The sequence below is a fragment of the Paenochrobactrum gallinarii genome (assembly GCF_014205685.1).
Taxonomy (GTDB): domain Bacteria; phylum Pseudomonadota; class Alphaproteobacteria; order Rhizobiales; family Rhizobiaceae; genus Paenochrobactrum; species Paenochrobactrum gallinarii.
On the sequence record NZ_JACIIU010000025.1, the window covers coordinates 1 to 19966 of the forward strand.

Below are 19966 nucleotides of genomic sequence, written 5' to 3' on the forward strand. Positions count from 1 at the left end.
GGCCATGGGCCAAGTTTGAATGGAGAGCCGTATGCGCTGAAAGGTGCACGTACGGTTCGGGGAGGAGAAGCGCGTTTGCGCTTCTTACTCCACTCCCCATGCAGCGTGGCTTTCCTTATCTAGTTGCCTTATGGATTGGACAACGCGCAAGGTGCTGTCATGTCGGCTCTCCAATACGATGGTACCAGTTTCTGCATTGAAGCCTTGAATGAGGCTATTCTCAAATATGGCAAGCCTGAAATAATGAATACCGATCAAGGAGCGCAGTTTACTGGAAGGGACTGGATCGCTATTCTGACTGATGCCAAGATCAAAATATCAATGGATGGTCGTGGGTGTTATCTCGATAAAATTTTCATCAAAAGACTATGACGATCCTTCAAGCAAGAGGCCATATATTTGCATGAACTGTTGGATGGTTTCCAAGCCAAACGCGTGATCAAAGACCGGATTGGATTTTACAACTCATAGCGACCACACACCGACCCTGATAAGCAAACGCCGAATAGTGGATTTAGCGCAATACATATCAAGCAAGCAGCATGAAATCTAACTAAGGTTCATCTTAGCGGAACCGTAAACCTGCTCAGAAAAACAGGACCACTTCACCCTGCTCTGCGAGATTGAAACAGTCATTCCGATTGCTACGGCGAAAAGCATTGATGAGCTGACATGCAAACTGGATGATAGCGGCCGACGAGATCCGGAGTTAATCGCAGCCCGAATTAAACGTGAATAATATTCATTGCTTTTACAAAAAAACCGCCAGTTACTCACCGGCGGTTTTATTTTCATAATTTTACTAACGGGCTAGAAATTTACCACTTAACGCGGAAGCCAACAGTTCCCTTATAGTTATAGCTATCGCCAAAGTTCTTCAGACTGGTGTTGACAGAACCCTCACCATAGACCGAGTATTTGTCATCATTCCAATTGTAGGAACCACCAAGACCAATACCTGCCCATAGAGTTTCACGCTTATTGGTGAAGCTTACGCCGCTAACATCCACTTTCGTTCCATTAAGGAATTCATTGTAGAGATTAGCAATACCATAAACATAGCTACGGTTGGTTGTACCTTGATCATTCAGCCATGAGTTCTGGTAATCAGCGCTGATCCCAAGCCGACCCTGAAGGCTATCAGCTCTGCTTTTGGATACTCGTGACCCAAAGGTGTCGGTGAAGCTATCAAAGCGCACATTGGAATACATCAACTGAGCTTGTGGTGTTACAGACCAGTTTTCGTCGATAGTGATGCGCTTACCTGTTTCGACGGACAGTGCATAGCCAAATCCATTATTGCCATGCTTCAATGTTCTATTCGCACTATCAGAATTCAGATCACTATCATACCAAGTGAGCTGAGCCTGATTGTCGACATAGAAACCATTCTCACCGTACCAGGTCAGTGTGCCGCCAAAACCATAGCCATTGGTTTTGATGTCGCCATCACCATGCGCTGAATAGACATTCGCCTTACCATGAGCATAGTGAACTGTTACACCACCGATGAGTTTGCCATCATCAGTCTCACTCAGCAGACCATCAAGGCCAGCCTGCATTTTGAATGTGTTGTAATCATAGTCAGTGCTGGAAGTGGAAGTCTTTGACTTAATCTTGGTATGTGATCCTTCAATACGACCCCAGATAGCATTTTCTTCGATCAGAACGCCAGCTTCTTCAGCAGGAGCATAGGCTTCGATAGCATCTGCACCTTGTGAAAGAACTTTATTGCCAGCATTATTCCAATAGCGATTGCCAACACGCTGCTGCAAGGTGGGCAGACTATTCAGACCAAGTAGAAGCTGCGGATAAGCTTCATAAACAGGAACACCTACCTGATATAGAGGCTCTTCCGGGTCTGTTTCTGTTCGTTGTGAACGAAGATACCAGTCACCCGTTTCAACAGAAACACCATCCTTATGCAGTGAATATGCATAAGCACCTGAAACAACGACCTTACGCCCATCATGAACAGTATAATCTTCATCAAGCTCGAATGTGCCTTCTGACAGACCATCGACTTTAACAAGCATGATACCATCGCCCGTAGTCTTCTTGCCTGGGCCACCTGTATTATTGACACGAACAATTGTGTTGCCACTCGTATCATTTGTAACATGCAATAGATCGGTCGGAGAATTATCATCACCTAACCATGTGTTAAAAGTGACTGTGGAATTATCTGAGCTATAATCACCAACAGTCAATGTGAGATAAGACCCAGCATCCTCTGCATCACCAGTTGGCGCAGCAAATTCAATGAAGCTTGAGTTAACACCACCCAGTGAAGTAAGATCTGAATCCCCAGTTACCAACCATGATGTATTATCCATCCTCAGATTTGAAGTTGAATCTTCCTGACGCAATGCAGCGCCCTTCAAATTAGCATTGGTAATGGACGCATTCATTGTGCCGCCCAATATCACATTGAATAGCTCACCGTTATTCGCCACTAAATCTGTATTTAAAAGCTTAAGATCCAGATCAGAGCCTTGGCCAACGAATACAGATGCACCATTTAGTGACGTAACTGTAGAGTCTGCAATTTCGATAGTTGCTTTGCCAACAAATGGAATGTCGAAAGCTCGTGGTGCTGCTGCAATCCCAGCCGCATATTCTCCAGTCGTAGAAATATTGGAATTCTCAAGTGAAATTTTACCCTCACCTACGGCAGCGACACCATGTGCCCCCACACCTGTTGTTTCAACTTGAGCGTCGCCATGAATAAAGCCTCTATTGAAAACGAGAAGCCCTTTGGCATCCTCACCCGAGGTTTTAATCTTAACACCAGTAAGATCAATATCTCCATCCACATGCGCACTTAGACCATGAGACTCCGACCCAGAAGTTGTAATTTCCGTACCACTAATAATCGCAGTGCCATAGTTTACATAACCACCGGTCGATGTACCGCTTTTAGTCGTGATGCTCCCACCCGTCATAATCATTGCTCCACCTTCGTGTGCAACAAAACCATTACGGCCGCGACCATCAGTTACCAATCCTACATTATTACTAGTAATTTTGCCGGTCGAACCAGTGACGCGCATCCCATAATCTTGTGATCCACCAGTGCCAGCACTTTCAACTCGTGAGTTACTAATCGTAAGCTCTGCGGGCCCCTCAGTGCCACCAGCCACCATCACTCCTGACAGCTTACTGGTTACGCTAATATCGTCTGCAATTAATGTACCGCCAGTGCCAATATTCAATCCATTGCCAGATGACTGAACTACTGTTTCTCTAACATCAACAGAAGCTCCGCCCGCTGCATGTATCCCATGAGCGCCAGCGCTTGCCGTTGTATCAATACTGGTGCCATTTTTGATTGTAACGCGTGTATCATCATTAATGGCGAATACACCATAATTAATGCCGCTTCTTCCTGTAACGGTTATTACTGACTTATCAATAGTTACATCAGAGCCGCTTCCAGCGCTCACACCATACGAGCTTTTACCACCAACTTTAATATTGGTGTTATCCGAGATAGTCACCTTTGCACCAGTCTGTGCGCTAACTCCGTGAGCAGAATCTCCCTCAGTGTTAATATCAGATGACTCTATATTTACTGTGCTACTATTGCTTGCAGAAATGCCATCTGATAGCCGACCATCACTCGTGAATGATAAGCCACTAACATCGACAATTGTTTTCGAACCATCCGCTGACACACCGCGACTTTGGTTTCCCGTTGATTCAATCTTTACATTTTCTAATACTACATTAGTACCAAGATCACTGTTATTAGTGCTTTCAGCTTTTACACCGCCACTTGTCGTCTTAATAGTTACATGAGTCAAAGAACCATTACTATTTTCAAGGTGCAGCGCTCCGCCACCAGATGCAGGACCACCGGCTTGCAACACACCACCATCAACAGTAACGACAGCACCATTGCTTGCAGAAATTCCTTTTGATTCCTCTGAGCGCAATTCAGTATTTTTAAGATTAAGAACAGAACCTTCGCCATTTAAATGGGCACCATAAGCCGTACCGCCCGTAGTCGTAACAGCTGAATTGGTGAGATCAATTGTTCCCGGCCCAACAATGTTTAATCCGTGGGAACCGATTCCTTCCGTCGTTACGGTCACACCAGTTAGATCGGCTTCACCTTCAGTCGTCACATTTACGCCGACAGAACCGTCTCCTTGAGTTGTTATAGTTACCCCAGTGCCGACAACAATAGTACCAGTCTTTGCTACGCTTAAGGCAGCCTCACCAATCCCATTCGTCAAAACGGGACCCAACATCGTATTGGGCTGACCATTTTCAAAATGCATTCCAACTTGCGAAAACGCCGCCGACGGCAAGCACACACTTGCCAACAATATTGTAGAAACAGCAGTTAATAACTTACTTTTTGAAGACACCTGTATACTTCCCACCAAATGCAACCATAGGTTATTTGGAGTACCCCCCTAATTCTAATGAGTCAATTTGTATAATTGAGAAGTGGTTCGGTTTGTCTGAACAGATTCGAGCGTTTCTTTAATTGGATTTCCGCCGCGATTATTCTGCCACCATTATTGGTGTCAGAGCGTTAAAGTAAACCTGATCCGGGGTCTCCCGTTTAAGCGATGAAAAAGGGCGTTGGCAGTTATAGAAGGTCAGATTTCGACCGACGCCAATACTAGCTTCGGATACGCTTTTGTAAGCGTGAGGATAGCACTCCTAGTATTTGATCGTCCGCCAGAGAAGCTCAAAAAACATTTTCACGGTAAACGCTTTTTTTCCTTCCATTGAAATGGAAGGAAACCGTACCACTCTAACAACATTGAGGGTTTACAGCACGTTTTCCGGCGTTGTTCGCGCTAGGCAATAAGCTTGAGATGCTTACGCTCTAGCTTCACCAGACTGGTTAACAGCATTAACGGCGTTAACAACATCGCGTGCCTTGCGCGTAATAACAGCCTGTTCAAGATGGGCATATCTCATCGTTGTTCGAATATCAGAGTGACCAAGCACGACTTTGACTTCTTGGATCGACAATCCATTTTGAATAAGACGTGTAGCATGTGTATGGCGAAGCGTGTGAATAGTGCAATCGTCAAGGCCAGCACGACGGAACGCTTTGCGGATGGCAACAGCCGAATACCCTCTCTTCTCTCCCGCCTTGTTAACGAAAACGAATAACGCATTACTCTCCCGCAGACGACGGCAGAGGATCGTTTCCACGCGATCAGTCATGTAGATCACGCTTTCATTTTGAACTTTGGACCTCCACAGGCGTATTTCACCCCTGTTTATATCAATGTCCTTCCAGGCGAGATTAGCGATTTCGCTGTAACGTGCGCCAGTATCGATAAGCATGACGACAAGATCATAATTGTCTTGCATCCATTTCTGTCTACCCTGCCGACAAGACGGATCAGCAGATAGGCCCTTTGCGACACGTGTAGGGGAAAGTTCATAAAGCAGGCGACACTCTTCCTCGATACTCAGATATCGTATTTTAGAATTCGGTATTCTAATGCTGGGCACAGTAATTGACGGACTTTGATATCCGTCCTTCCGAGCAAGATGGATCGCTCCTATCAGACAGTTGATACCGTGCTTGATAGTCTGTGATGCGCATCCTTGGGATAACCGCTTTTGGCGAAAACTTTCAAGGGTATCGGAGCTGACCTTTATCAAAGGAATCGTACCACTTATTAATGACAAAATTACCCTGATCTGACTTTCCAGATTCCGATGGTTTGGTGTTCCGAGCTTTGAATTCGCAAAACGACGAAGAGCTGTTTCCAACGTAATCGACGCCTTCTTACCAAGCAGTAGTTCGGCGTGAGCGTCAGCCCGAATTTTTACAGCAACTTGTAGAGCTACCTTTCGGTCAGACGTCTTTGTTGACCGGACGATCGTTTGATGATCAATTTGAAACTGGGCATACCAGAACTTCGAATTACCACGTTTTACCAGCAACACAATCTCCCTTTTTGAATATCGAGATATCCTACCTATGCAAGGGAATGTTCAACGGCATAATGAGATCGAGTACTAGCAAGCCTAAGGGATCATGTACGATCCCCATACATCGATACGCTAAAACCTGGAAAGGGCGTAGATGCCTAAGCCCAAGCTTGAAAACAAATTTACTTTTAAGATCGAGCCTGACGATGAAGGTGGCAGAACTAAAACAGTATCTATTCAGAGCCACAATATCTCTGAACCGCCTGTTGACGGAAAAAAGCGAACGAAAAAGAAAGAGCCAAGTGCCCATCTTCTCGTAGGATTTGACACAGAGTATCAGTCCTTAAGCGCTAACGAGCAGGATAGCACCATTGAAGCAGGTGCAAAAAACGAACTTCTTTCCTACCAATTCTCAATCAAGCTTATTACCAAAGACGGACAGCCTCACCCACCTGAAACAGATGGAATTATCATCCCCGATGCAGATAAACGATTAACTCTTGCTGAGTTTATAGGTTTTGCGGTTGGATCGCTGATTGAGAAGTTTCCCGATGTGAAACTGCCGAATTCTATCTACCTTCTAGGACATTTCATCCGAGCGGATTTTCCGGCATTTAGCGACTTCAAAGACAACGCGCGACTGACTTCTAACGTCAGAAGCACATTCGTCAGCATTGACAGTGCTATTCCAGTGACGTTTGGCGAAGCGGATAAACCAATTGCCGAGTTTTCTGTCATCGTCCGCGACACTATCTTGCTAGCTCCGAGCAACGCCAAATCGCTTGCAGGTATCGGGGACCTCCTCGGTTTCCCCAAAATTCAGCTCGCTCAGACAGCGGAGGAAGAGCGAGAAATTAAGGAAAACATGGGACGTTTCAGAAGGGAACGGTGGAACGAGTTTCGTGAGTATGCGATCCGCGATGCCCAAGTGTGTGTCCGTTTTGCCGAGCGGATAATTCAGCAGAGTTTAACGCTCTTCGAATCTTTCAAAATGCCAGCGACGTTGACGTCTTTTGGAACCAAGCTGCTGCTTCTCGGGTGGCAAAACGGTGGGGCGGATAGCAATCAAATCTTGGGACGTGAGATCATCAAGGATAGATTTTTCAGCAAGAAAGCCGGCTATTTCAAAACCAAAACTTTGACGCCATTGAAAGAGGAAGCTTATTTCAATGAGGCGTTCATCACTGAGACCTACCATGGCGGCAGAAATGAGCAGTTCATATTCGGAATTGCAGACGAAGGACAGTGGAGAGACCACGATTTAAGTTCAGCCTATACAACAGCGATGTCACTAATAGGCATGCCGGACTGGGACAACGTCACCAATCTAGCAACACTTGATAATGTTGGACCTCTAGACCTAAGTTTCTTTTCCGTGGACTTTGAGTTTCCTGAATCTGTACGCTTCCCAACGCTACCAGTCCGCACTGCAAATGGAATTATTTTCCCGCGTAAAGGCAACTCGAAATGTGCGGCCCCTGAACTCTATGTTACCAAGAAACTCGGTGCGCAATTAACCTTCCGCAAAGGCGTCCATGTTCCCTCGGATCCAGAGCAGCCAATTTTCAGGGATTTCATCAAGGAATGCATAGAAAAACGTACAGCGCATGAGAAGGGAACTTTTGACAACCTGTTTTGGAAAGAGGTCGGCAACAGCACCTATGGAAAAACGGCTCAAGGTCTTCGCGATAAGCGAGTATACAACCTTCAAGACGATGGAATGCAAACGCTTCCGCCGAGTAAGATAACCCAGCCGTATTTCGCATCTTTTATCACATCATACACGCGAGCAGTCCTTGGCGAGATTCACAACGGTTTTCCTGAAGATGTACATGTCTTCAGTGTTACGACAGACGGCTTTCTCTCAAATTCGAGCGACCAAGGTATCGAATTGGCAACAAGCGGAGAGATGTTCGAATCATTTCGACATGCCCGTAGTCACCTCGACAATGCCAGTCCTTTGGAGATTAAGCACATAGTTCGCCAACCTGTCGGCTGGCGAACGCGAGGCGCAGCAACGCTAAAACCGGGTGAAGGTAACAACGGAATTGTCTTGCAAAAAGGAGGTATCAAAACAAATCCGCTCAATGATCTGTTTGAAGAGAATCGAGAGACGTTAAGTCTGTTCTTAAGCCGCAGACCCGATCAAAAATTTCAATACAAATCCAGTGTCGGTATCAAAGATATGGTGCGCGGCGAAACAGATTTCGTATTTCGGTCAGTGACCAAACGGCTTTCAATGGAATTTGACTGGAAAAGGAAGCCTGTAAACGCACGCGATACCGTCTTTGTTTTTGAAGGTGATGAGTATACCCATCTTACATTCGAAACAGTGCCCGTGGATGACATTAAGGAGTTTAATCTTGTGCGAGAGAATTGGGAAAACTACGATAAGAAAGATCCACACGTTCTGAAATCACTAGAGGACTTCAACTCTTTTGTAACATACAGGACATCAAAAGATTCCCTCGGAGAAAGATCTAAAAAATATCTGTCGAAAACCAATGGAGATTTAAAGAGGCTGCGGGAAAGCTTGACGCGAGCTTATCAGCAGCACCAAGCAGGTTTCGACATAATCCGAAGTAATAGAAAAATGAAACACAAGGATTTCCTTAATGCCTTGGTGACTTGCGGTATAGAGTGCAAAATTAGCGATATTGATAACGGCAAGAAGAAAACGTTCGAACCACACAGCACGCCACCTACACCTAGGGTCGTCGAAGCTTTAAAAAAATTGAAGGCTGAATTTTACCCTGAACTTGAAATTGAGTTATTTGTCCCGGGGGAAGCCGTGTAAAAAATTCTAAAATCGCAGGAGAGCCGTATGCTATGGGGATAAAGGTTTCAGCACGGATTTTAGAATTTTTTCCAAGCCTTCCCCCGTATCGTTGACGATAATGGAAATATAAAATCCGTAAATGTTACGCCCCCACCTCCCATATGTAACATTTACGGATTTTGAGAATTATCGGGAATAGGGGCTATCCTCGAAGCCCATTACGACGTTCTTTAGCTAAACGTCGCCGACAATTATACCAATATGTGAGGGCTCCTTTTTCTGTCAGCGTTGCCCCTTCGATAAATGCTTTCACAATCACGTCTTGCTCCATTCCTTCAAGCTTTTCGTAGATGGCAAGCGCGGTATCAATCTTGGACTTTCCAGCAACAATCAGTCTTTTTCCTTCCGAAATTGCGGCCTCAATGATCGCTTTGTCAGCGGGAATGGCAGCGACGTTTTTCGGTTTCGACATATCGTTTCTCCTTATTGTGAGAAACGAGAATCAGGTCAACTCCATGCCAAGACAACATCTGCTTACGAATAGGCAGCGAAGCGAACTACTGCCGCTGAATGGTCGTCAGGTTTTCCATTCACTCAGACTTTCGTGGGTTTGTTCAGTTTCAGTAATAAGTCCATGCTTATCCACTGTTAACAGTTCTATAACTTTCAAGGGGTCTCCACGGCTTACGGTCACTCTTCGCATAATGCCGTCTAAAAGTACGACAGAAAATGACATATATGTACCCGCCTCATCTGAGGGCGATCCTGTTTCGAAGAAATCAAACAGCGCTTCGGACGATCCAAATTGGGATAGCACAATTTTTTCGGCATCTTTTCGCACCCCGTCGGGAGCAAGCGTGAGAGACTTAATCATCATTTGAAGTCTATTAGCAACGATACGACGTTTCCGCTCCAGATCGACATCGTCAGCATCCTGAAGTTCTTTGATCAATAATTTTATCTGCTGGTCATCAACGGGAGGGAGAGAAGCATCTTCCTTTAATTTGCCTTCTACAGCTTCCTTCTGATTTTCAAGCTCCAAAATTTCAGCTGAAATTTCCTCAATTTTCGATTGAACGAAAGCCTTCGCGCTATTGCTTGTTTGAAGCATTTCAAAAGTTGTGTTTAGTAATTCCCTCTTACCCCGTATATTCTCATTAATGGAGACCAGTTTTTGCTCCAATGTGTAACGCTCTGATTGTTCGTCAGCACGTTTTAAAGTTTCAACAAGATCTAGCTCATGAACAAATAAGAGAAATACGTTTTCAAAATGCTCGTAGCGCCAACTCGATGCGGAACAGTCGAAATGACGTTCAGCGTTGGTGCATCTTAGGTATTGCCCACCTTTAGGCGGAAGCCCTTTGTATACGAAGCGCATAGGTGTGCCACAGTAAGCACATTTGGCAATTCTCGAAAATAAATTTCTATACAGAGGACCTTTTCGACCTGCTCCTTCAACCTGTCGCTTCCGGCGCGCATGTTTAATGCGTAAAAACTGCTCTTCATCAATTAACTGAGGAAAATAATCAGGGACCATATCACCGTCTGGCTGAGCAGTTCCATTTACATACTTATGGGGCTGGAACTCACCTAAAACCGATCTGTTATTAATTATTCTAGTGATATATGATGCATGCCATCCCTTTGAGGTTTCGCTAAATGGCGGAATGCATTCATTGTTAAGAATGCGACCAATAGAATAAGAACCATAACCTGAATCTGCCAGATCAAATATACGTTTAACTACATCATCCCTTCCCGGAATAACCTCAAACGTATTTGTATCTGTATTTAATTTTAACCAAGCGGGGCATACTTTTGTAAGTTTACGCTCATTGATATTTTTTCTTTTGTTTGCCCAAGCTTTGCCAACTCGATAACTTTTGGCGACCGATTCCTCATGGGCACGGCTTAATACGATCAACGGGTACAGTAAGTCTTTGAAATCTGCATTTTCAGCGCCGTACACTTGCTCATCAATCAGTGTAACGATCTTTATTCCAGACTTAAGTATTTTAATGAATAGTGGAATAGATTCGAAGATACCTTCTCTACTTAACCGATCCAATGACTCGATTAAGAGGTATGAACCTACGGGTATCTTATTGTTTTCAATTAAAGATATGAAATTCCCGAGCATCCCAGTTTTAACATTTTTTCCCTTAAATGCTGATACTCCAATGTCTTCAAAATCTTCGATTAATAAGAGCCCATTACGGATCGAATATTCTTTCGATTTTTCTTTTTGGCGCTGTAAGCTGTTACCTTTGAGCTGCATATCCGTCGACATACGGACATAGGAATAGGCGAATGGCTGATGAGGTTTTGTGATCATTTCTATACAATACCAGAAAATTAATTGACCTCAACATCCTGATGGTGGGGCCTCCCGGATCCGGTAAGTCGATGCTCGCGCAAAGATTGCCGACAATCCTGCCACCGCTTTCGCCACGTGAACTGCTTGATGTTTCGATGATTTCTTCCATTGCAGGAGAACTGACGGGCGGCCGCCTTTCCGACCAGCGCCCTTTTCGTGCGCCCCATCATTCCGCTTCCATGGCCGCGATGGTTGGTGGTGGCCATCGCGCTAAACCGGGGGAAGTCTCCCTTGCTCATAATGGCGTGCTGTTTCTGGATGAATTGCCGGAATATAGCCCGCAAGTGCTCGATTCTCTGCGTCAGCCCTTAGAATCGGGTGAAGTCATTATCGCCCGCGTGCAACATCGCACCCAATATCCGGCACGCTTTCAGCTGATTGCCGCCATGAACCCCTGCCGCTGCGGCATGGCAGGAGAGCCGGGGCACACCTGTGCCAGGGGCCCGCGCTGCCAGAGCGATTATCAGGCGCGCGTTTCCGGCCCTTTGATTGACCGTATTGATCTGCGGGTGGATGTGGCAGCGGTCTCGGCCATGGATCTGATCCAGCCCGCCAATGGTGAAAGCAGTGCAGTGATTGCCGCGCGTGTTGCCAATGCGCGCCAAATTCAACAACAGCGTTATCTGAGTTTAGGACTTGATAGTTTTATAACCAATGCCAGTTGCCCGACCGCTTTGGTGGAAAAGATTGCCGTGCCGGATCAGGCAGGCTTGCAGCTTTTGCACAGTGCCAGCAAAGCCATGCAGTTTTCTGCCCGCGCCTATCATCGTATTTTGAAAGTTGCGCGCACACTTGCAGATCTGGAGGCGCAAGACAATATCAGCGCCAAACATCTGGCTGAGGCGATTTCATATCGCATGGGCGCTGAACGCTTATTATCAGCTTGAGGCTATTAGCGGCGAACCGAACCAACAACCAGATTGCTTGGTGCTTCAATCGAAACCCACTGGCCGCTATTCTGGTCAGACTGACGCTTCAGATAGGTGTAATCCGTTGCCTGCCAGTTCAAAATTTCATCGGTCAGATTATCAAGAATGAAATCGCCGCGATCTGTGCGCAATGTTAAAACCGCATGGCCTTCACCATCCGGTTTGCGCACAACAGTGATCAGCATATGGGACAGTGAAACACCAGCTTTTGCCAATTCGCGCTGCTTAAACAGAACATAATCTTCACAATCGCCGACATTTGTCGGATAGGCCCAATATTCTTCCTGACCGAAAATTTCCATATCAGTCATCGGCTGAATACGATTATTAACGGTAAGATTGACCTGCACAATCTTGTTCCAGACCTGCTGATTGAGCTTCAAAGGTGCCATGCTTTTGTTGCGGATATTGCATTCAGCACTTTCACGTTTGCAGAATTCATAATGGCCGATTGGCTGTGAGGTCAGACCACCAGTGATCATAAATTCACCCGATGCAGCGGCAGATGATGCAAAGAGGCCCAATGCGGCCGCTGCACTTAAAACACCAACTGAAACTTTTTTAAACACGGGAAACATACTCAACGCCTTTGCCGCGGGTTCAAACATTAACAAAACGTTAACGGCAGGCGGAGGTAAGAGTCAATTCGAAGAGAGCTTTCCGCCCCGAACTTCTTAAAAATTGGTTAACAATCACAAACTCCCATTTTCCTCTATTCAGGATCTGATTACGCAATAAACATCCGAAAGTCAGATAGGCCGGAGAATGTATTTTAATAATTTTATTGCGCAGCACCCCCTACAAACAGACTATTGCATTCAAATTATAGAAGTGCTTTGTAATTAGATTAAGGGAACAGACCGTTCCTGCCATTAAACTCAGGCTTTTATAAAAGCTGCTGCGACAGCACTTGATAATTGCGGGGGAAACAGCCGATCGGATTTTGAGAAAATCCACGGCTGCAAAAGAAGACAATAAGGGATTAATCCCGATCAAGGAGAATGGAATGAAGATCAAGCTTCTGTCAGGCGTTGTATTTGCCGCCAGTCTGGGTTTTGCCAGCGCAGCTTATGCAGACATCACTATCGGTTTGATTGCACCACTCACCGGCCCTGTGGCCGCTTTTGGTGAGCAAGTTAAAAATGGCGCTGAAACTGCTGTTGAAGAAATCAATAAAAACGGCGGTGTGCTTGGTGAAAAGCTCGTACTCAAAGTTGTTGATGATGCGGGTGAGCCAAAACAAGGCGTTTCTGCTGCCAACCAGATCATCGCAGACGGCATCAAATTTGTCGTTGGCCCTGTGACCACCGGCGTTACCATGCCTGTTTCCGACGCTTTGTCTGAAAACGGCGTTGTTATGGTTACTCCAACGGCAACCGGCCCTGACCTGACCAATCGCGGTCTTGATTATATCCTGCGTACCTGTGGCCGTGACGACCAGCAGGCAGACGTGATGGCCGACTATGTTCTGGCTAATATGAAGGATAAAAAAGTTGCCATCGTTCATGATAAGGCAGCTTATGGTAAAGGCCTTGCGGATGCATTTAAAGCAGCCATCAACAAAGGCGGCATGACAGAAGTGCATTATGATGCAGTGACACCGGGCGAAAAGGACTATAGCGCGCTGGTCACCAAGCTGAAAGCTGCAGGTGCTGAGCTGGTTTATATTGGCGGTTATCACACTGAAAGCGGCCTGCTTTCCCGTCAGCTGAAAGATGCAGGCGTGAATGTCACCATTCTCGGCGGTGAAGGTCTTTCCAACACCGAATATTGGGCGATCGGCGGCAGCTATGCCGACAACACCATCTTCACCAATGCTGCTGATGCAATGAAGAATGAAGATTCCAAGGCTGCGGCTGCGGCATTGGCTGCAAAAAACATTCCGGCTGAAGCCTTCACCATGAATGCTTATGCAGCCGTGGAAGTTCTGGCTGCCGGTATTGCTAAAGCTGGTTCGGCAGACAATTCAGACGCCGTTAACAAAGCCATTAAAAGCGGTGAACCGATTGCAACCTCAATAGGCCAGCTCAGCTATGGCGAAACAGGTGACCTGACCTCACCAAGCTTCTCACTTTACAAGTGGGTTGATGGCAAGATTGCCGATCTTTAAAAAATTATGATCTTGCCATTTGTGTCCAATTTCAAAACAACTGCGCAAAATTGATCATATAAAAAAATAAAAAAAGGCACTGTATGAAAGCGGTGCCTTTTATTTTTTATCGCCGCGTTGAAAGTGTTTGACAAAAATTCCGAACACCTCAAAACTCAACATATTACTGCATCTACTCATATTTCATCAGGCTGAAACAGCCTTTATTTAATGATTTAACCCCGCTTTAACCATCCTGCCATAATTTTAGAACAGGACTTCAAGCAGATATATAAGGGCGAGCATCATGCACCGCTATAGATTTGATGATAAGCATATTTTGATCCAGGCTTTGGTCGAACTTCTCAATCAAGGTGTCGAGCCGGACGAACTGGACACAGTATTAAGCCGTATTGGCCCAGTGGATCTTGATCTGATGCATGAGTGCTTGTGCGATATTTATGCCTACAACAATATCAGCGTGGAAGAAGTTCACATGGCTGCCTGATCAGGCACCAGACATTAACTTTACCACATTAGGACTTTGCAGCATTGTAAGTTCTGACAGTTTAAGATCTGTCATTTATCTGTAATGATGGTGTTCTATAGGTCGTGACAGACAGAGATTATTTCGCTCATGACCACGGAAGTACTGGCATTCGAGTGAAATAAGCAGCGGAAGGTCGGGGAAACCCCGACCTTTTTCGCATTTTAAGGCCAGTAAAATTATGGCCTCCATTTACCCCATTTTACAGTGGTCGCGGATAATCACGATAAACACGCGCAATATCACTCAGAACCTCATCACTTAAACGAAGCTCACTGGCCGCAATATTGCTCTTTAGCTGCTCCATTGATGTTGCACCGATAATAACCGATGTCATAAACGGGCGGCTCAAAGCAAAGGCCAGCGCCATTTGGGCAATATCGAGCCCATGATTTTCAGCAACCGAACAATATTCCCGCACGGCTTTTGAAGCATGTTCATTGTTACGCCAGAAGCCATCAATAGCGACGGTCGCACGCGTACCCGCAGGAATAGCGCCATCCAGATATTTACCGGTCAGCACACCGGCTGCAAGCGGCGAATAAGCCAGCAAGCCCACCTTCTCATGGCGGGCAACTTCGGCCAGATCATAATCAAAATGGCGTTGCAACAGACCATATTCGTTCTGAATGCTGACCATCGGCGCAAAGCCCGCTTCACGCGCCAAACGCTGCCACTGCATCACGCCCCATGCGGTTTCATTGGAAAGACCCGTGTGACGGATTTTCCCCTCTTTCACCATATCATTGAGTCCTTCAAGCGCATCAGCCATGCGCTCCAGCACGCTTTCGGTCGAATGCGCCGGATCATCCGAATAAGCATCATAATTCCATGCTGCACCAAAATGAAAATTCGGACGGCTCGGCCAATGAATTTGATAAAGATCAATATAATCAGTCTGCAAGCGGCGCAGGCTTGCTTCTACTGCTTCACGAATATTCTGGCGGTTTGGTGCTGCACCATCGCGGATCCACTTCTGCTTGCCACCGCCGGAAATTTTCGAGGCTAAAATAATCTTGTCGCGCGCACCGGACTTTTTAAACCAGCTACCAATATGATTTTCTGTCTTACCAAAGCTTTCCACCGACATAGGTACGGCATAGCCTTCGGCTGTATCAATAAAATTAATACCCTGCTCTAGCGCATAATCTAACTGAGCATGCGCATCTGCTTCACTGTTCTGAGCACCCCATGTCATCGTACCCAAACAAATTTCGGTCACTTGCAGGCCTGTACGACCCAGTTGCTTCATTTTCAATGTTACATTCCCTGGAAGTTCAATTCTGTTCCCAAGATGTAACGTGCAAACCAATCAGGCGCTACACTCAATATCATTTTTTACAACAGGCAGCGCTTGAAGTTAAACGCTGCCTGCTATTTTCACTCAGCAACCGTGATGATGGTCGGTCTGCGCATAGGCTTTGCCAAAGCGGTTTTCTAAAAACTTGCTCAAGGCAATTTCTTCTTGTTTGACAAAACCTTTTTGCGGCAGATGACCATCGGCCAGGATGTCGAGGACAGCGCAAATAGCCGAAGCTGTGGTGATTTGAATACCGCTGCGCACCACATCACCAATCGCACGGGCATAAACCTTATTGGCATAGGTTTCCTGCACCAGCCGACCATTTTTGCGACCACTCACAGTCACAAAAATCACCACCACATCCTGCAAAGTAGACGGCAGCGCGTTTTCAAAGATGTCTTTGAGCACATCACGGCGATCCCTCAGCCCCAAATCATTGAGCAGTGCTTTCATGATAGCCGCATGGCCGGGATAGCGAATCGTGCGGTAATTGAGCGTGCGCACTTTGCCTTTAAGAGTTTCGCATAAAGTGCCAAGCCCGCCGGACGTATTGAAGGCTTCATAGGTCACACCATCCAGCGAAAACTCCTCACGCTCTTCCAGCGCCGGAACCTCTGTCAGCTCGCCATCGACAATCGCCTCACATGGCTCGCAATATTCATTGATAACGCCGTCCGTGCTCCATGTCAGATTATAGTTGAGCGCATTGGATGGATATTGCGGCAAGGCACCAACCCGCATACGCACAGTGTCCAGCGTGTCAAAATGGCTGGCCAGATCATAAGCCACAATGGAGATGAAGCCAGGCGCCAGACCACATTGCGGGATGAAACACGTCTTGGCGGTCTTTGCCAGATCTTTCACAAAGCGGGTGCTGGCCACATCTTCCGTCAGATCAAGATAATGCACTTCTGCATCCGCAGCCGCTTGCGCAATACGGGTGGTAAGATGAAACGGAGCAGCACTTAAAACGGCAAATTTACCGGCCAGCACTTTTTTCAACTCATCCGCATTTTCAATATCAATCATGTTGGTTTTGATGCCTTTTGATGCTTCTAACGCATCAAGCTGTGCCTGTGACCGGTCAATAACCGTGACAGCATAATCACCCGTCGCATTCAGAAGATCAGCAATAGTCGCCCCAATTTTACCCGCACCAACAACGACAACTTCTTTCATGACAATCTCCCTCAAATTCAGAATATGAGTTTAGAATCGCAGAGAGCTCGTACAAATAGTAGCTGCGTTTTATGCGATATGACGTTGCTAATTTGAACAATATGACGTAGATTTTAGTCATTATGCTGACAAAAGCCGATCACACCCTGATTGCATTGCTGCGTGAAAATGCGCGCGCTTCCACCACCGAGCTGGCAAGACGGCTGGGCGTTTCGCGCACAACTGTGCAAAGCCGCCTTGAAAGGCTGGAGAAATCCGGCGCGATTGAAGGTTATACGGTGCGCCTTTCGTCACTTCACGAAAAGGATCTGGTGCGCGCTCATGTGCTGCTCACATGCCTGCCAAAATTATCGCCGCAAGTGGAAGCACGGCTGCGCACGATTCTGGCCGTACGCTCGCTGCACTCAGTCAGCGGACACTATGATATGGCAGCGGTGGTGGAAGCCCCGTCCATCGGCGAATTGGATCAGGTGCTGGATCAGATCGGCGCATTGGAAGGGGTCGAGCGCACTATGTCGTCGATTATTTTATCAACGCGAATCGAACGTTAAAATTTAATCACCGCTAAACCGGTAACATCATATGCATTTGCAAGCGACATAAAAGACCTGCACGCATATGCTGATTATAATGGTCAAATCCAAGATAAAATAAGGAAGAAAATTTGGTGGAGCCAAGCGGGGTATATCATTACGCACCAAATTAGAGTTTAATATCAGTAATTTGTAGACTTATCAGTACCTTAGTGGTACGTCAATGGGGTACGTGGCGTGGTACGTGAGGGTATTTCTTTGGCAAAACGTATAACGAATAACACACAATATCTTGAGCTACAGAGAGGGAAATGGCGCGTCACTGTTAGCGTCCCTAAAGCCGTTCAAAAGAAAATAGGAAAGACACGCTTAAAGCAGTCTTTGAATACCGATAGCCTTTCAATCGCCAATCAACTCAAATGGCCTATAGTGCGTGAGTTTCAGAGTATCATTGCATCTGCACACAAACCTGAGACAGACATAAGGGCAATTGCTGAGGAGCTTAGAAGGCAGCGCTCAAAGGCGGCTTGTGATATTGATGCGCTAGAAATTGAAGCAGGCATATCTCAAACCATAGATATATTGCTCGGTCAGGAAATTGGCACCTACACAGACCCTAACACGGGCGAGGAAGAACCTGTCTATGCACCCGAAGCCGTTCAGCGTGTGCAAGAGTTTAAAGCTGTCCTGCATGGTCAAGCGACACCCTTAAGCGAATACCACGACCAATACATGAGCCAGCTAACGGTCAAGCCACGTACCAAGGCCGATGACAAACGTGCAATTGCTCTTTTAGAGCGCTGGTGCAGCGAACAAGGCATTCCCCCTTACCTACAGTCATTTCCTACTCGAAAGGCCGCTGTAGCCTTCATGGATGCATTACCAGCCATGGAACCCACGCTATCACCTACCACACTAAATAAGTATGTACGCCGTCTATCGAGATACTGGCAGTGGCTTGAGAAGCGTGATGAAGTCCCGCTGAATGTTTGGGCTGGGCAGTCCCTTGCCGTTCCAGAGACACCCCATGATGAAGTAGAAAGGCCATTCACTGACGAGGAAATGGTAAAACTTCTGTCCGGCAATGCTACACAAGAGATGCACGATCTCATGAGAATTGCTGCCCTTGCAGGTTGCCGCCTAGACCCTATTGTGTGCCTTCGTGTACGTGACTGCCTTGATGAAGGAATGTTTGTTTTCAAACCTCAGAAGAAGGAAAAGGCACCCCGCCTATGCCCTATTCATCCTGCACTGACCGAAATTATTGAGCGCAGAACAAAAGGGAAAGAACCAGACGACCCTATATTCCCCGAATGGCCTGCACCAAAGAACCCTAAATCGACGCGGGAACGATCATTCAAAGCCTCTAACCATTTCACCGAATATAGACGCTCTGTAGGCGTTGCTGATGAAATTGAAGGCAGAAGGCGCTCCCTAGTCAACTTCCACTCATTTCGCCGCTGGTTCATCACTAAGGCCGAACAAGCTGATCAACCGGAATCCCTTATCGCATCCGTGGTGGGTCATAAGCGCCAAGGTATGACGCTTGGGGTCTATTCAGCAGGGCCAGCAAAAGAGCAGGCAAGGCGCTGTGTGGAGGCGGTGCAATTGCCAGACTTGAGCAAGGCAAATGCGGATAAGTAAAAAAAGAAAAAACTATTTCCATAACTACTTTTTCTTGACCACATACAATTGGATATATTTACTCTACGCTCTAACAATAGATAGTAAAAGAAATTTGCAATGAGCTATCGCCGCTTCGCTGTCGCTAACTCTATCCGCTATCAAAGAAAAACTTTATTTTCTTAAGATTAGGAGCAACAATGATCATACCCGCATTATAACATACAAAACGGGTCTCCATATTCGCCTTACACTAGGACTTGTAGAGAAATTAGCAATTACATTGAATGCCTAGCTGTAGCCCCCCCCTAAGAAGAGGAGATATCAAGATGAACAGAAAAAAGGGCAAAAATTATTATAATCAATAAGTTGATATTTATAAATAATGTTATAACTTCATAATAATTTTATTTGGAGATAGAGATGACAATCACCGATGGCCAACTTAAAGATGCGACATTAATTGCTATCGGAGACGAGTATGACATCTCCTTAAAAGATGACAATGTTGACGATGAAGCATCCAACGAGGATTCAAACTCTGACATTTTCAACATAACCAGTTATGGTGCAGATGTAGTTGCCCCCGAAAGATCGGCCATTTTTACTGGTTAATTTGCTCCGCGATAAACTCACGGGGTGAACGATATCCTAAAGCTTTATGTGGGTGAAGCTCATTGTAATGCTCGAACCA

General features: G+C 46.1%; 15 protein-coding genes and 2 pseudogenes. 8 read left to right on the plus strand and 9 right to left on the minus strand.

What is annotated here, in order from left to right; all coding sequences use genetic code 11:
* The first annotated feature begins 159 nt into the window (after window positions 1-159).
* Complete coding sequence (locus tag FHS77_RS14190) at window positions 160-372, plus strand: DDE-type integrase/transposase/recombinase (RefSeq protein WP_184224525.1); 213 nt, start codon at window positions 160-162, stop codon at window positions 370-372.
* A gap of 446 nt (window positions 373-818) precedes the next feature.
* Here FHS77_RS14190 and FHS77_RS16445 read toward each other — a convergent pair whose 3' ends face one another.
* The 3 genes and pseudogenes from FHS77_RS16445 to FHS77_RS14200 all read right to left on the minus strand — a co-directional run bounded on the left by FHS77_RS16445 (window position 819) and on the right by FHS77_RS14200 (window position 5925).
* On the minus strand, window positions 819-4376 hold the full coding sequence (locus FHS77_RS16445; RefSeq protein ID WP_184224527.1) for an autotransporter outer membrane beta-barrel domain-containing protein: 3558 nt from the start codon (window positions 4374-4376) through the stop codon (window positions 819-821).
* Between the two features lie 139 nt (window positions 4377-4515).
* A pseudogene (locus FHS77_RS16300) lies at window positions 4516-4755 on the minus strand (IS3 family transposase); the annotation flags it as partial.
* Window positions 4756-4839: 84 nt separating this feature from the next.
* Window positions 4840-5925 carry a tyrosine-type recombinase/integrase gene (locus tag FHS77_RS14200; protein ID WP_184224529.1) on the minus strand — a complete coding sequence of 362 codons (1086 nt, stop codon included), beginning with the start codon at window positions 5923-5925 and terminating at the stop codon, window positions 4840-4842.
* A 142-nt stretch (window positions 5926-6067) separates the two neighbouring features.
* Between FHS77_RS14200 and FHS77_RS14205 the strand changes: the two genes are divergently transcribed.
* On the plus strand, window positions 6068-8710 hold the full coding sequence (locus FHS77_RS14205) for a DNA polymerase (protein ID WP_184224531.1): 2643 nt from the start codon (window positions 6068-6070) through the stop codon (window positions 8708-8710).
* 184 nt (window positions 8711-8894) lie between these two features.
* Here the strand turns inward: FHS77_RS14205 and FHS77_RS14210 are convergent, their stop codons facing one another.
* Together FHS77_RS14210 and FHS77_RS14215 are read right to left on the minus strand one after the other, a co-directional pair.
* Window positions 8895-9164 (minus strand): hypothetical protein, encoded by a 270-nt coding sequence (locus tag FHS77_RS14210; RefSeq protein WP_184224533.1) that lies wholly within the window; start codon window positions 9162-9164, stop codon window positions 8895-8897.
* 105 nt (window positions 9165-9269) lie between these two features.
* Window positions 9270-11027, minus strand: a complete 1758-nt coding sequence (locus FHS77_RS14215; protein WP_184224535.1) for a recombinase family protein — start codon at window positions 11025-11027, stop codon at window positions 9270-9272.
* Between the two features lie 32 nt (window positions 11028-11059).
* Here FHS77_RS14215 and FHS77_RS14220 point away from each other — a divergent pair.
* A pseudogene (locus FHS77_RS14220) lies at window positions 11060-11956 on the plus strand (YifB family Mg chelatase-like AAA ATPase); the annotation flags it as partial.
* A gap of 5 nt (window positions 11957-11961) precedes the next feature.
* On the opposite strand, the gene FHS77_RS14225 reads toward FHS77_RS14220, so the two are convergent.
* Window positions 11962-12576 carry a transglutaminase-like cysteine peptidase gene (locus FHS77_RS14225; protein WP_184224539.1) on the minus strand — a complete coding sequence of 205 codons (615 nt, stop codon included), beginning with the start codon at window positions 12574-12576 and terminating at the stop codon, window positions 11962-11964.
* A 428-nt stretch (window positions 12577-13004) separates the two neighbouring features.
* On the opposite strand from FHS77_RS14225, the gene FHS77_RS14230 reads away from it, so the two are divergent.
* Both FHS77_RS14230 and FHS77_RS14235 read left to right on the plus strand, forming a co-directional pair.
* On the plus strand, window positions 13005-14108 hold the full coding sequence (locus tag FHS77_RS14230; RefSeq protein WP_184224541.1) for a branched-chain amino acid ABC transporter substrate-binding protein: 1104 nt from the start codon (window positions 13005-13007) through the stop codon (window positions 14106-14108).
* A gap of 286 nt (window positions 14109-14394) precedes the next feature.
* Window positions 14395-14595 carry a hypothetical protein gene (locus FHS77_RS14235; RefSeq protein WP_184224543.1) on the plus strand — a complete coding sequence of 67 codons (201 nt, stop codon included), beginning with the start codon at window positions 14395-14397 and terminating at the stop codon, window positions 14593-14595.
* Window positions 14596-14836: 241 nt separating this feature from the next.
* Here the strand turns inward: FHS77_RS14235 and FHS77_RS14240 are convergent, their stop codons facing one another.
* A complete protein-coding gene (locus FHS77_RS14240; protein ID WP_184224553.1) occupies window positions 14837-15886 on the minus strand; it encodes an aldo/keto reductase in 1050 nt (349 codons plus the stop codon).
* Between the two features lie 132 nt (window positions 15887-16018).
* Entirely contained in the window at window positions 16019-17116 is a 1098-nt protein-coding gene (locus FHS77_RS14245; RefSeq protein WP_184224545.1) for a saccharopine dehydrogenase family protein, read from the minus strand.
* Between the two features lie 122 nt (window positions 17117-17238).
* Between FHS77_RS14245 and FHS77_RS14250 the strand changes: the two genes are divergently transcribed.
* From FHS77_RS14250 to FHS77_RS14260, 3 genes are all read left to right on the plus strand, one after another.
* Complete coding sequence (locus FHS77_RS14250; protein WP_184224547.1) at window positions 17239-17667, plus strand: Lrp/AsnC family transcriptional regulator; 429 nt, start codon at window positions 17239-17241, stop codon at window positions 17665-17667.
* Between the two features lie 219 nt (window positions 17668-17886).
* Complete coding sequence (locus tag FHS77_RS14255; RefSeq protein ID WP_343061027.1) at window positions 17887-19293, plus strand: DUF6538 domain-containing protein; 1407 nt, start codon at window positions 17887-17889, stop codon at window positions 19291-19293.
* A gap of 402 nt (window positions 19294-19695) precedes the next feature.
* Window positions 19696-19887 carry a hypothetical protein gene (locus FHS77_RS14260; protein ID WP_184224549.1) on the plus strand — a complete coding sequence of 64 codons (192 nt, stop codon included), beginning with the start codon at window positions 19696-19698 and terminating at the stop codon, window positions 19885-19887.
* Here FHS77_RS14260 and FHS77_RS14265 read toward each other — a convergent pair.
* Window positions 19877-19966 (minus strand): integrase core domain-containing protein (locus tag FHS77_RS14265; RefSeq protein WP_184224551.1); only part of this gene is annotated, 90 nt, incomplete at its 5' end. The genes FHS77_RS14260 and FHS77_RS14265 overlap by 11 nt on opposite strands.

What these genes read in the sequence shown, in the direction of transcription:
- FHS77_RS14235 (WP_184224543.1), top strand. Translation starts at nt 14,395, where the DNA reads ATGCACCGCTATAGATTTGATGATAAGCATATTTTGATCCAGGCTTTG.
- FHS77_RS14250 (WP_184224547.1), top strand. Translation starts at nt 17,239, where the DNA reads ATGCTGACAAAAGCCGATCACACCCTGATTGCATTGCTGCGTGAAAAT.
- FHS77_RS14245 (WP_184224545.1), bottom strand. Translation starts at nt 17,116, where the DNA reads ATGAAAGAAGTTGTCGTTGTTGGTGCGGGTAAAATTGGGGCGACTATT.
- FHS77_RS14190 (WP_184224525.1), top strand. Translation starts at nt 160, where the DNA reads ATGTCGGCTCTCCAATACGATGGTACCAGTTTCTGCATTGAAGCCTTG.
- FHS77_RS14205 (WP_184224531.1), top strand. Translation starts at nt 6,068, where the DNA reads ATGCCTAAGCCCAAGCTTGAAAACAAATTTACTTTTAAGATCGAGCCT.
- FHS77_RS14215 (WP_184224535.1), bottom strand. Translation starts at nt 11,027, where the DNA reads ATGATCACAAAACCTCATCAGCCATTCGCCTATTCCTATGTCCGTATG.
- FHS77_RS14230 (WP_184224541.1), top strand. Translation starts at nt 13,005, where the DNA reads ATGAAGATCAAGCTTCTGTCAGGCGTTGTATTTGCCGCCAGTCTGGGT.
- FHS77_RS14210 (WP_184224533.1), bottom strand. Translation starts at nt 9,164, where the DNA reads ATGTCGAAACCGAAAAACGTCGCTGCCATTCCCGCTGACAAAGCGATC.
- FHS77_RS14225 (WP_184224539.1), bottom strand. Translation starts at nt 12,576, where the DNA reads ATGTTTCCCGTGTTTAAAAAAGTTTCAGTTGGTGTTTTAAGTGCAGCG.
- FHS77_RS14240 (WP_184224553.1), bottom strand. Translation starts at nt 15,886, where the DNA reads ATGAAGCAACTGGGTCGTACAGGCCTGCAAGTGACCGAAATTTGTTTG.
- FHS77_RS14260 (WP_184224549.1), top strand. Translation starts at nt 19,696, where the DNA reads ATGACAATCACCGATGGCCAACTTAAAGATGCGACATTAATTGCTATC.